Source organism: Buttiauxella warmboldiae (genome assembly GCF_003818135.1).
GTDB lineage: Bacteria > Pseudomonadota > Gammaproteobacteria > Enterobacterales > Enterobacteriaceae > Buttiauxella > Buttiauxella warmboldiae.
In genome coordinates this window covers 74940-87449 of record NZ_RPOH01000009.1, presented here as the reverse complement: position 1 = coordinate 87449, position 12510 = coordinate 74940, and the positions used below count along the sequence as shown (strand labels likewise).

The following is a 12510-nucleotide window of genomic DNA, read 5'->3' as shown; positions in this document are numbered from 1 at the left end:
GGTACACTCGGTCTCTACTACAAAGAAAACCATTGTGCAGGGGGGCAGGGGAAGATGCAAACATCTCCCCCTCAAGCTTTACTGGTGGTAGTGTCCGAGGAAACGGCCAAATTTATTGATCGCCATTTCCAGCTCATCAACCCGTGGTAAGGTCACGATACGTACGTGATCGGGCCACGGCCAGTTAAACGCCGTTCCCTGAACCAACAGCACTTTTTCTTGCAGCAAGAAATCCAGCACCATTTTCTGGTCATCGTGGATATTAAAGCGCCTGGCGTCAATTTTCGGGAACATATACAGCGCGCCGCGCGGCTTCACGCAAGAGACGCCGGGAATATCGTTAATCAGCTCCCATGCGCGATTACGCTGTTCGTAGAGGCGGCCCCCAGGCGCGATAAACTCGCTAATACTTTGGTAGCCACCCAGCGCGGTCTGAATAGCATGCTGAGCCGGAACGTTGGCGCAAAGACGCATGGAGGCCAGCATTTCCAGACCTTCAATATACCCTTTAGCGTGTTTTTTCGGCCCGTTCAGCACCATCCAGCCCTGGCGGAATCCGGCAACGCGATAAGTTTTCGATAAGCCATTAAAGGTAATGGTCAGCAGGTCGGGTGCCAGCGCGGCAATGGAGTGGTGCTGGGCTTCGTCGTACAAAATTTTGTCGTAAATTTCATCCGCGAAAATGATCAAATTATGCTGACGCGCAATTTCAACCACTTCTAACAGTAACTCTTTAGAGTAGACCGCACCCGTTGGGTTGTTTGGGTTAATAATCACGATACCGCGCGTGCGGGGGGTGATTTTGGCGCGAATATCATCCAGGTCCGGGAACCAGTCAGCGGACTCATCACATAAATAGTGCACCGCCTTGCCGCCTGAAAGCGACACCGCTGCGGTCCACAGAGGATAATCCGGTGCCGGAACCAGCATCTCATCGCCGCTATTGAGCAGCGCCTGCATTGACTGAACGATCAGTTCAGAGACCCCGTTGCCGATGTAGATATCCTCAACCGTCACATCCCGCATCTCCCGCGCCTGATAATGCTGCATGATGGCTTTGCGTGCGGAGTAGAGCCCTTTCGAGTCGCAGTAGCCCTGCGCCGTTGGCAGGTTACGAATCACATCGACAAGGATTTCATCCGGGGCGTCAAAGCCAAAAGGGGCCGGGTTGCCAATATTGAGCTTGAGGACTTTATTCCCTTCTTCTTCAAGGCGTTTCGCCTCTTTGAGCACCGGGCCACGGATGTCATAACAGACGTTATCAAGTTTGCTGGATTTTTCGATAGGGGACATGAACCTGACCTTAAATGTTAGCGCCACTTCCTGCCGTGGAAGCGACCAGGCAACAATGTACTCCTGCTACGCGCAGATTTGAAGGTCATCGAAGCGTCAGAAGGTCATTTATCTTTGATTTTAAGGTAAGGTTAGAAAAACGAATCAATGGATTTTTTTTAGAATAATATATCGTTAAGTATTGGTTTTTAATTAAAAATATGGAAATTAAATTTAGACTCAATTTCATTAACTATCTGGCTGGTGAGTGTTGGTAGGTCATGCTAATCCGTTAGCAAATTAAACTGAGTAATAGTTAAGGAAAACTGAATATTCATGCTGAAGATAAAAGGAGCGTATTGGTGTGAGTTAATAATATGTATATAAAAATAACCGGGAGTGTGATTAATATAAGTAGAAAAAGAGTTAAACGGCTTCTCTTTGGTTTTAAGTTGCTTCAAAAATCTTTATCAATAAGCCACTGAGCCGTGAATTAAAAAAGAGAATGGGATCAGATAATCCACAACAAAATCTAGGGATTGGTATCATTTGCGGTAAGATATGTTAGTCAAAAATGGCTAATGTCTTTTTTTGGCTATTGTGAAAGTCTATGTTTTATCGCAGGTTAGTATATAGCCACTGTACTTTGATATTTGTCCGCGCAGCGAAAGCGACAGAGCGAAGATTTTCATCGCGCTGACCTCTGCAACCGCAGGGAGTTGAATAAATAAAACGCAGTGCTGAAGAAGCCGTTTGATCATCATTGCTCAGTTTTAATTTCAGTGACTGGTACGATAAGACGAATGTTTGTATGTTGGTTATGGCGGTATAATCTTGCCCGGAATACGTGTTTCGCATAATTGATGCGCGTGGGACAGGATGTATGAGAATAAAAAAATCAGAACGACTGTCAGGATGACGGCATGGCCCCTCGGGAGGCGTTCTGTAAAAGGGAATTGCTTTATCTTTTTGATAAATCACAGCAATAAAACTAAGGCAGACTCGTAAGAGCAACCTGGTAGTGAAAAATTATGATTAACGCAAATCGTCCGATACTTAATCTCGACCTCGATCTGTTAAGGACTTTTGTCGCCGTAGCGGATCTGAATACTTTTGCAGCAGCAGCCGTCGCGGTTTGTCGTACGCAATCGGCTGTTAGTCAGCAGATGCAGCGTCTTGAACAGTTAGTAGGGAAAGAGCTTTTTGCCCGTCATGGCCGTAATAAGCTGCTGACCGAGCATGGCATTCAGCTCCTGGGGTATGCGCGAAAAATCCTGCGTTTTAATGATGAAGCCTGTACTTCACTGATGTTTAGTAATTTGCAGGGGGTACTCACCATTGGTGCCTCTGACGAAACAGCGGACACCATTCTTCCCTTCCTGCTTAACCGGATAAGTTCGGTTTATCCTAAGCTGGCGCTGGACGTGCGCGTCAAACGCAATCCGTTTATTGAGGAGATGCTTAACCAGCAGGAAGTTGATCTGGTGGTGACCACCTCAAAACCCGCACATTGTGAATCCATTGTATTACGGACTTCGCCAACCTTATGGTATTGCGCCTCGGATTATCTCTTCCAGAAAGGGGAAACCGTGCCTTTAGTGATGCTTGACGATCCTAGCCCGTACCGGGATATGATGCTTGAGCACTTAAATGCAGAGCGTATTCCGTGGCGCATTGCCTATGTAGCTTCAACGCTTTCCGCGGTGCGGGCGGCGGTGAAAGCGGGCCTGGGCATTACCGCGCGCCCGGTGGAAATGATGAGTCCTGAACTCCGCGTGCTGGGGAATGCCGACGGCTTACCGGTAATGCCGGAGACGCAATATCTGCTGTGCCGTAATTTGCACAGCGGCAATGATTTGGCTCAGGCTATTTTCAGCGCCCTTGAATCCAATCCCAGCCCTTATCGCTACATGGCCTCGCCAGATGAAGATGACGGCACTGTGTTAATGGAACGTGATTTCGAGTAGTAATCCGCGAAGGTTAGTAACAAAGCGGGAAAGTCAAAAACGGGTCACTGAAGATGTTTCTTGTTTCAGTGGCTCGTTTTTTAATCACTGCCCGATGCGTGAATAATTAATTTGTAAAAACATGTTTTAAAACAAACAGCTTTCTCTCCCCTATCCAGCCTGCCTTTTGTGCCTGTCTCATCAATTAACCTGCGTCAGATTGTTAATAAATAGGATGTAATGTTGTTGGTTTTCTCGGTGAGTTAACAAAAGCGTGTCTCAGATCAAGAAAATACTCCCTCTTGGGGGGATGAATAGTTGAGATTTCCTGCCAGAATAGAACTGTATAAGATTTTTCCTCCTTAACGGACACGATTCACTTCATTAAAAAGAGTTAGTCACGTGACGTTACAACTTGTAGCGCACTAAATGTTAATGACGTTGGATTGATGTAAATTAATGTGTGGATACTTTTGTTAAAGTTGACAAAAGGTTATAGAAAGGAGTAAAAAACCCCATCAATTTGCCGGTAAAGATTTGATTCCGGCAGTTATTGTAAGGTTTATTGTTCCTCCCCATGAATCGATGTGGTGTTCATCTGCCAGCAAGAGCAGAGACTCTGGCGCCACTTTTGATGAGTAAGCAATGAGTATGTCAACATCCACTGAAGTTATCGCTCACCATTGGGCGTTCGCAGTCTTTCTTATTGTTGCCATAGGCCTGTGTTGCGTAATGCTTCTCGGGGCCTGGTTCCTTGGCGGGAGAGCTAAGGGTCGGCACAAAAACACCCCCTTCGAGTCAGGTATCGACTCAGTTGGTACCGCGCGCTTACGTCTTTCCGCCAAGTTTTACCTGGTCGCCATGTTCTTCGTTATCTTCGACGTGGAAGCCTTGTATCTCTATGCGTGGTCAGTCTCTATCCGTGAAAGCGGGTGGGTAGGCTTTGTCGAGGCCGCAATTTTCATTTTAGTGTTACTGGCAGGCCTGGTGTATCTGGTGCGCATTGGCGCGCTTGACTGGACTCCTGCGCGTTCGCGCCGCGCCCAAATCAACCCGGAAACCGACAGTCTCACTAACCGTCAGCAGTAATAGCGAGGCAATAAGATGGACTATACGCTCACCCGCATAGACCCCAACGGTGAGAACGACCGTTATCCCCTGCAAAAGCAGGAGATCGTAACCGACCCTCTCGATCAAGAAATCAACCGTAGCGTGTACATGGGCAAACTCGAACATGCCATGCACGATATGGTGAACTGGGGGCGTAAAAACTCAATCTGGCCTTATAACTTTGGCCTTTCTTGCTGCTACGTTGAGATGGTGACCTCGTTTACCGCCGTACATGACGTGGCACGTTTTGGTGCTGAAGTTCTGCGTGCCTCTCCGCGCCAGGCAGACCTGATGGTGATTGCCGGGACCTGCTTTACCAAAATGGCTCCCGTTATTCAGCGCCTTTATGACCAGATGCTCGAACCAAAGTGGGTCATCTCGATGGGGGCCTGTGCCAACTCAGGCGGCATGTACGACATCTATTCGGTAGTACAAGGCGTGGATAAATTCCTGCCGGTTGATGTTTACATCCCGGGCTGCCCGCCGCGTCCGGAAGCTTATATGCAGGCTCTGATGCTGCTGCAGGAATCCATTGGTAAAGAACGTCGCCCGCTCTCGTGGGTGGTTGGCGACCAGGGTGTGTATCGCGCCAATATGCAATCAGAGCGCGAGCGCAAACGTGGCGAGCGTATTGCCGTCACCAATTTGCGCACGCCAGACGAGATTTAACTTTAATTTGCGCCTGTGGTCGGCGTGAGTTTACTTCGCATATCAATAATATTAGCGCGAAGCCGTTGACCAACAGTCACCACAGTACCATTTGCAATGGTGAGAATTATGACCGATTTAACCGCGCATGATGCCAACCAGCACGCCTGGCAAACCCGTGACCATTTAGACGATCCGGTTATTGGCGAACTGCGTAACCGTTTTGGGCCGGATGCCTTCACTGTTCAGCCAACCCGTACCGGTGTTCCGGTGGCGTGGGTTAAGCGCGAGCAATTACTGGAAGTGGTCGATTTCTTAAAGAGATTACCCCAGCCCTACGTCATGCTGTTCGATTTACACGGCATGGACGAACGTCTCCGTACCCACCGCAACGGCTTACCGGCGGCGGATTTTTCCGTTTTCTACCACCTGCTATCCATCGATCGCAACCGCGACATTATGCTCAAGGTGGCGCTGTCTGAAAACGATCTGAACCTTCCCACCCTCACCAAACTGTTCCCGAATGCGAACTGGTACGAGCGTGAAACCTGGGAAATGTTTGGCATCACCTTTAATGGTCACCCGCACCTGACGCGCATCATGATGCCGCCAACCTGGGAAGGCCATCCGCTGCGTAAAGACTACCCGGCGCGCGCCACCGAGTTCGATCCGTTTGAATTGACTAAACAGAAAGAAGACCTCGAGATGGAGGCGTTGACCTTCAAGCCTGAAGACTGGGGCATGAAGCGCAGCAGTGAACATGAAGACTTCATGTTCCTTAACCTCGGTCCTAACCACCCCTCCGCGCACGGTGCGTTCCGTATTGTCCTGCAACTCGACGGTGAAGAGATTGTTGATTGCGTACCAGATATCGGTTACCACCACCGTGGCGCTGAGAAAATGGGCGAGCGCCAGTCCTGGCACAGCTACATTCCGTATACCGACCGTATCGAGTACCTCGGCGGCTGCGTCAACGAAATGCCATACGTGCTGGCGGTGGAAAAACTGGCGGGCATCAAGGTTCCTGAGCGTGTAGACGTTATCCGCGTGATGCTGTCTGAGCTGTTCCGTATCAACAGTCACCTGCTTTACATCTCTACGTTTATTCAGGACGTGGGGGCGATGACGCCGGTGTTCTTCGCCTTTACCGACCGTCAGAAAATCTATGATCTCGTCGAAGCGATTACCGGTTTCCGTATGCATCCAGCCTGGTTCCGCATCGGCGGTGTGGCCCACGACCTGCCAAACGGCTGGGAACGCCTGCTTAAAGAGTTCCTCGACTGGATGCCGAAACGTCTGGATTCCTACGAAAAAGCGGCGCTGCGCAACACTATCCTGAAAGGTCGTTCTCAGGGCGTTGCGGCGTACGGTAAAAAAGAAGCGCTGGAGTGGGGCACCACCGGTGCAGGCCTGCGTGCCACCGGTATCGACTTCGATATCCGTAAAGCGCGTCCTTATTCTGGCTATGAGAACTTCGACTTCGAAATCCCGGTTGGCGGTGGCGTTAGTGACTGCTACACCCGCGTGATGCTGAAAGTAGAAGAGCTGCGCCAGAGCTTGCGCATTCTTGATCAGTGCCTGAAAAACATGCCTGCCGGCCCGTTCAAAGCTGACCATCCGCTGACCACGCCGCCGCCGAAAGAACGCACGCTGCAACATATCGAAACCCTGATCACTCACTTCCTGCAGGTTTCGTGGGGCCCGGTGATGCCGGCTAACGAATCCTTCCAGATGATTGAAGCGACGAAAGGGATTAACAGTTACTACCTGACCAGCGACGGCAGCACCATGAGCTACCGCACCCGTATTCGCACCCCGAGCTTTGCGCACCTGCAGCAAATCCCGTCGGCGATCCGTGGCAGCCTGGTCTCTGACCTGATTGTCTACCTGGGTAGTATCGATTTTGTAATGTCTGATGTGGATCGCTAACTATGCACGATAAACAACAACCCCAGGCAGAAGCCTTTGAGCTGAGTCAATTCGAGCGTGATGCGATTGAGCACGAAAAACATCATTACGAAGATGCTCGCGCAGCGTCTATCGAAGCGCTGAAAATCGTACAGAAACAGCGTGGCTGGGTGCCAGACGGCGCTATTTATGCCATCGCTGAGGTGCTGGGCATTCCGGCCAGTGATGTCGAAGGCGTTGCCACATTCTATAGCCAGATTTTCCGCCAGCCGGTGGGCCGCCACGTGATTCGCTACTGCGATAGCGTGGTTTGCCATATTACGGGCTACCAGGGTATTCAGTCGGCTATCGAAGCAAAACTAAACATCAAACCGGGTCAAACCACGTTTGATGGTCGCTTTACCCTGCTGCCTACCTGCTGTCTGGGCAACTGCGACAAAGGGCCGACCATGATGATTGATGAGGACACTCACAGCTATCTCACGCCGGAAGCGATCCCTGATTTGCTGGAGCAGTACAAATGAAAACCGTTATCGTGACTTCTGAAACCCATCCGCTGACCTGGCGGCTGCGCGATGACAAACAGCCGGTCTGGCTGGATGAATATCGCAGCAAAAACGGCTACGAAGGTGCACGTCTGGCATTGACTGGTCTTGCACCAGATGAAGTCGTTAACCGTGTTAAAGACGCAGGCCTGAAAGGGCGCGGCGGTGCGGGCTTCTCCACCGGTTTGAAGTGGAGCCTGATGCCAAAAGACGAGTCCATGAACATCCGTTACCTGCTGTGTAACGCCGATGAAATGGAACCCGGTACTTACAAAGACCGCCTGCTGATGGAGCAACTGCCGCACCTTCTGGTTGAAGGTATGCTGATCTCTGCTTTCGCCCTCAAAGCGTATCGCGGCTACATCTTCCTGCGTGGCGAATACATCGAAGCGGCTGTGCATTTGCGCCGCGCGATTGCGGAAGCTACCGAAGCGGGCCTGCTTGGCAAAAATATTCTCGGTTCTGGTTTTGATTTTGAACTGATCGTGCACACCGGTGCCGGGCGTTATATCTGTGGTGAAGAAACCGCGCTGATTAACTCCCTCGAAGGCCGCCGCGCAAACCCACGTTCAAAACCACCATTCCCGGCTTCAAGCGGCGTCTGGGGTAAGCCGACCTGCGTTAACAACGTCGAAACGCTGTGTAACGTGCCAGCGATTCTGGCTAATGGCGTGGAGTGGTATCAGGGTATTTCAACCAGCAAAGATGCCGGGACTAAGCTTATGGGCTTCTCGGGTCGCGTAAAAAACCCTGGCGTCTGGGAATTACCGTTCGGCACCACGGCCCGTGAAATCCTCGAAGATTATGCGGGTGGCATGCGCGATGGCCTGAAATTCAAAGCCTGGCAGCCGGGCGGGGCGGGGACAGACTTCCTGACCGAATCGCACCTCGATCTGCCGATGGAATTTGAAAGCATCGGCAAAGCAGGCAGCCGTTTAGGCACCGCGCTGGCGATGGCCGTAGACCACGAAATTGGTATGGTCCCGCTGGTCCGTAACCTGGAAGAGTTCTTTGCCCGTGAGTCCTGCGGCTGGTGTACGCCGTGCCGTGACGGCCTGCCGTGGAGCGTAAAAATTCTGCGTGCGCTGGAACGTGGCGAAGGGCAGCCGGGGGATATCGAAACGCTTGAGCAACTGTGTCGTTTCCTCGGGCCGGGTAAAACCTTCTGTGCGCATGCGCCAGGTGCGGTTGAGCCATTGCAGAGCGCGATTAAATATTTCCGCGAAGAATTCGAAGCAGGCATTGCCAGACAAGATTTCGGTAATACCCGTGCCATTAGTGGCATTCAGCCGAACTTGTTAAAAGCACGCTGGTGATATCTGCGCCGATAAAGGTGCAGGTAAGAAAAATTTTATAATTAACTGGAAGCATGCTGACTATGGCTACGATTCATGTAGACGGCAAAGAATATGAGGTCAACGGGTCAGACAACCTGCTACAAGCCTGTCTGTCACTCGGCCTCGATATTCCTTATTTTTGCTGGCACCCGGCGCTAGGCAGCGTCGGTGCTTGCCGCCAGTGCGCGGTGAAGCAATATCAGAACGCAGAAGATCTTCGTGGTCGCCTGGTGATGTCCTGTATGACACCGGCCGCTGACGGCACGTTCATCTCGATTGAAGATGGCGAAGCAAAAGAATTTCGCGAAAGCGTGGTGGAATGGTTGATGACCAACCACCCGCATGATTGCCCGGTTTGTGAAGAAGGCGGCAACTGCCATTTGCAGGATATGACGGTCATGACCGGTCATAGCTTCCGCCGCTATCGCTTCACCAAACGTACTCACCGTAATCAGGATCTCGGCCCGTTCATCTCTCACGAAATGAACCGCTGTATCGCCTGTTACCGCTGCGTGCGTTATTACAAAGATTACGCTGACGGCACCGACTTAGGTGTTTATGGCGCGCACGATAACGTCTACTTCGGTCGCCCGGAAGACGGCACGCTTGAGAGCGAATTCTCCGGTAACCTGGTAGAAATCTGCCCGACCGGCGTGTTCACGGACAAAACTCACTCCGAGCGTTATAACCGTAAGTGGGATATGCAGTTTGCACCGAGCATTTGCCAGCAGTGCAGCATCGGCTGTAACACCAGCCCTGGCGAACGCTACGGTGAATTGCGTCGTATCGAAAACCGCTACAACGGCACCGTGAACCACTACTTCCTGTGTGACCGTGGTCGTTTCGGTTATGGCTACGTCAACCTGAAGGATCGTCCACGTCAGCCGATCCAACGTCGTGGCGACGATCTGATCGCTCTGAACGCTGAACAAGCGATGCAGGGCGCGGCAGATATTCTGCGCCAGTCGAAGAAAGTGATCGGTATCGGATCTCCACGGGCCAGCGTAGAAAGCAACTTTGCGCTGCGCGAGCTGGTCGGTGCGGACAACTTCTACACCGGTATTGCAACCGGTGAGCAAGCACGTCTGCAACTGATGCTTAAAGTGCTGCAAGAGAGCGGCATTCATACCCCGGCGCTGCGTGAAATCGAATCTTACGATGCGGTTCTGGTGCTCGGTGAAGATATTACCCAAACCGGCGCGCGCGTAGCGCTGGCTGTGCGTCAGGCGGTGAAAGGCAAAGCGCGTGAAATGGCGGCGGCCCAGAAAGTGGCTGACTGGCAGATTGCGGCCATCCTGAACATCGGCCAGCACGCCAAACATCCGCTGTTTGTGACCAACATCGACAGCACTCGTCTGGACGACATCGCCGCGTGGACTTATCGTGCGCCGGTTGAAGATCAGGCGCGTCTGGGCTTCGCAATCGCCAACGCGCTGGACAGCAACTCTCCGGCGGTTGAACTGGATCGCGACCTGAAAAACAAAGTCGATGTTATCGTGCAGGCGCTGGCGGGTGCGAAAAAACCCTTGATCGTTTCTGGTACTAACGCCGGTAGCGAAGCGGTGATTCAGGCGGCAGCCAACGTGGCTAAAGCACTGAAAGGCCGTGGTGCCGATGTCGGTATCACCATGGTTGCTCGTGCAGTCAACAGTGTTGGGCTAGGCCTTATCGGCGGTGGTTCTCTTGAAGAAGCACTGAGCGAACTGGAAAGCGGTTCTGCCGATGCGGTAGTCGTGCTGGAAAACGATCTGCATCGCCATGCCTCTGCGGCACGGGTTGATGCCGCACTCAGTAAAGCTCCGCTGGTGATGGTTATTGACCATCAGCGCACCGCGATTATGGACAAAGCCCACCTGGTGCTGTCCACCGCAAGCTTTGCTGAAAGCGACGGTACGGTCATCAATAACGAAGGCCGCGCACAGCGTTTCTTCCAGGTTTATGACCCGGCGTATTACGACCATTCCGTGGTGATGCTTGAAAGCTGGCGCTGGCTGCACTCCCTGCACAGCACGGTTCTAAGCCGTGAAGTGGACTGGACGCAGCTTGACCATGTTATCGACGCCTGCGTGAAAGCGCTGCCACAGCTGGCTGGAATTAAGGATGCGGCACCAGATGCCAGCTTCCGTATTCGTGGTCAGAAACTGTCGCGTTCACCAATCCGCTCCAGTGGTCGTACCGCAATGCGTGCCAACATCAGCGTGCACGAACCTCGTCAGCCGCAGGATAAAGACACCATGTTCGCCTTCTCTATGGAAGGGAACAACAGCCCGTCGGCAAACCGTCAGCAAATTCCATTTGCATGGGCGCCAGGCTGGAACTCACCGCAGGCATGGAACAAATTCCAGGCCGAAGTGGGTGGCAAACTGCGTCACGGCGACCCGGGCGTGCGTCTGATTGAAGCCTCCGAAACGGGGATTGATTACTTCACCGAGGTGCCGGAAATCTTCCACGCCGAAGAAGGGAAATGGCGTATTGCGCCTTACTACCATCTGTTTGGCAGCGATGAAATGTCCCAGCGCTCTCCGATATTCCAGAGCCGCATGGCCGAGCCGTACATCAAGCTTAATCCGGCAGACGCTGCGAAACTGGGCGTGAATGCGGGAAGCCTGATTTCGTTTAGTTACGAAGGCCAGACGTTGAGTCTGCCACTGCAACTTTCCGAAGGTCTGGCAGCAGGGCAGGTTGGTTTACCGATGGGTATGCCTGGCATTGCTCCGGTACTGGCGGGTGCGCGTCTTGAAAATCTCCAGGAGGCTGGCCAATGAGTTGGTTAACACCGGATATTATCGACATCCTGCTGAGCATTCTCAAAGCGGTGGTGATCCTGCTGGTGGTGGTAACCTGCGGCGCGTTCATGAGCTTCGGTGAGCGTCGTTTGCTGGGCCTGTTCCAGAATCGTTACGGACCTAACCGCGTTGGCTGGGGCGGCTCGCTCCAGCTGGTCGCCGACATGATCAAAATGTTCTTTAAAGAAGACTGGACCCCGCGCTTTGCGGATCGCGTCATCTTTACTCTGGCCCCGATGATTGCCTTCACCTCGATGCTGCTGGCCTTTGCGATTGTGCCGGTCAGCCCGAGCTGGGTGGTTGCCGACCTGAACATCGGTATTTTGTTCTTCCTGATGCTGGCGGGGCTTGCGGTTTACGCGGTGCTGTTCGCCGGCTGGTCAAGTAACAATAAATACTCGCTGCTCGGTGCGATGCGTGCGTCTGCGCAAACGCTCAGCTACGAAGTGTTCCTCGGTCTTTCCCTGATGGGGGTTGTGGCGCAGGCGGGGTCGTTCAATATGGGCGATATCGTTGATAACCAGGCCAATTTGTGGAACGTGATCCCGCAGTTCTTTGGCTTCGTGACCTTTGCGATTGCAGGCGTTGCGGTTTGTCACCGTCACCCGTTTGACCAACCGGAAGCTGAGCAAGAGCTGGCTGATGGTTATCACATCGAATATTCAGGCATGAAATTCGGCCTGTTCTTCGTCGGTGAATACATCGGTATCGTCACCGTTTCCGCGATGATCGTGACCCTGTTCTTTGGTGGCTGGCATGGCCCGTGGTTACCGCCGTTCATCTGGTTCGCGCTGAAAACCGCGTTCTTTATGATGATGTTCATTTTGATTCGTGCCTCATTACCTCGTCCGCGTTATGACCAGGTGATGTCCTTCGGCTGGAAAGTTTGCCTGCCGTTGACGCTGATCAATCTGCTGGTGACCGCCGCGGTCATTCTCTATCAGGCACCATAAGGGGT

9 protein-coding genes are annotated in these 12510 nt (G+C 52.4%); 8 read left to right on the top strand and 1 reads right to left on the bottom strand.

Annotated features, from left to right (window positions below):
- Positions 1-78: 78 nt before the first annotated feature.
- Positions 79-1293, bottom strand: a complete 1215-nt coding sequence (gene alaA / locus EHN07_RS02840) for an alanine transaminase AlaA (RefSeq protein ID WP_124022693.1) — start codon at positions 1291-1293, stop codon at positions 79-81.
- 1010 nt (positions 1294-2303) lie between these two features.
- On the opposite strand from alaA, the gene lrhA reads away from it, so the two are divergent.
- The 8 genes from lrhA (at position 2304) to nuoH (ending at position 12505) form a co-directional block, all read left to right on the top strand.
- Positions 2304-3239, top strand: a complete 936-nt coding sequence (lrhA, locus tag EHN07_RS02835) for a transcriptional regulator LrhA (RefSeq protein ID WP_124022692.1) — start codon at positions 2304-2306, stop codon at positions 3237-3239.
- A 624-nt stretch (positions 3240-3863) separates the two neighbouring features.
- Entirely contained in the window at positions 3864-4307 is a 444-nt protein-coding gene (gene nuoA / locus EHN07_RS02830) for an NADH-quinone oxidoreductase subunit NuoA (protein WP_124022691.1), read from the top strand.
- A 15-nt stretch (positions 4308-4322) separates the two neighbouring features.
- Complete coding sequence (gene nuoB, locus EHN07_RS02825) at positions 4323-4997, top strand: NADH-quinone oxidoreductase subunit NuoB (RefSeq protein WP_124022690.1); 675 nt, start codon at positions 4323-4325, stop codon at positions 4995-4997.
- A gap of 96 nt (positions 4998-5093) precedes the next feature.
- Entirely contained in the window at positions 5094-6905 is a 1812-nt protein-coding gene (gene nuoC, locus EHN07_RS02820) for an NADH-quinone oxidoreductase subunit C/D (RefSeq protein WP_124022689.1), read from the top strand.
- Positions 6906-6907: 2 nt separating this feature from the next.
- On the top strand, positions 6908-7408 hold the full coding sequence (gene nuoE, locus EHN07_RS02815; protein WP_120066226.1) for an NADH-quinone oxidoreductase subunit NuoE: 501 nt from the start codon (positions 6908-6910) through the stop codon (positions 7406-7408).
- Positions 7405-8745: an NADH-quinone oxidoreductase subunit NuoF gene (nuoF, locus tag EHN07_RS02810; RefSeq protein ID WP_124022688.1), complete on the top strand. Its 1341-nt coding sequence runs from the start codon at positions 7405-7407 to the stop codon at positions 8743-8745. The genes nuoE and nuoF overlap by 4 nt, the downstream gene beginning before the upstream one ends.
- Before the next feature lie 62 nt (positions 8746-8807).
- Positions 8808-11531 carry an NADH-quinone oxidoreductase subunit NuoG gene (nuoG, locus tag EHN07_RS02805; RefSeq protein ID WP_124022687.1) on the top strand — a complete coding sequence of 908 codons (2724 nt, stop codon included), beginning with the start codon at positions 8808-8810 and terminating at the stop codon, positions 11529-11531.
- Positions 11528-12505 carry an NADH-quinone oxidoreductase subunit NuoH gene (gene nuoH / locus EHN07_RS02800; RefSeq protein ID WP_124022686.1) on the top strand — a complete coding sequence of 326 codons (978 nt, stop codon included), beginning with the start codon at positions 11528-11530 and terminating at the stop codon, positions 12503-12505. The genes nuoG and nuoH overlap by 4 nt, the downstream gene beginning before the upstream one ends.
- Positions 12506-12510: the final 5 nt, after the last annotated feature.

Bases quoted from the DNA above. Each gene is read 5' to 3' on its own strand.
- nuoA (WP_124022691.1), top strand. From the start codon at position 3,864: ATGAGTATGTCAACATCCACTGAAGTTATCGCTCACCATTGGGCGTTC.
- nuoE (WP_120066226.1), top strand. From the start codon at position 6,908: ATGCACGATAAACAACAACCCCAGGCAGAAGCCTTTGAGCTGAGTCAA.
- nuoB (WP_124022690.1), top strand. From the start codon at position 4,323: ATGGACTATACGCTCACCCGCATAGACCCCAACGGTGAGAACGACCGT.
- lrhA (WP_124022692.1), top strand. From the start codon at position 2,304: ATGATTAACGCAAATCGTCCGATACTTAATCTCGACCTCGATCTGTTA.
- nuoC (WP_124022689.1), top strand. From the start codon at position 5,094: ATGGTGAGAATTATGACCGATTTAACCGCGCATGATGCCAACCAGCAC.
- nuoH (WP_124022686.1), top strand. From the start codon at position 11,528: ATGAGTTGGTTAACACCGGATATTATCGACATCCTGCTGAGCATTCTC.
- nuoG (WP_124022687.1), top strand. From the start codon at position 8,808: ATGGCTACGATTCATGTAGACGGCAAAGAATATGAGGTCAACGGGTCA.
- nuoF (WP_124022688.1), top strand. From the start codon at position 7,405: ATGAAAACCGTTATCGTGACTTCTGAAACCCATCCGCTGACCTGGCGG.
- alaA (WP_124022693.1), bottom strand. From the start codon at position 1,293: ATGTCCCCTATCGAAAAATCCAGCAAACTTGATAACGTCTGTTATGAC.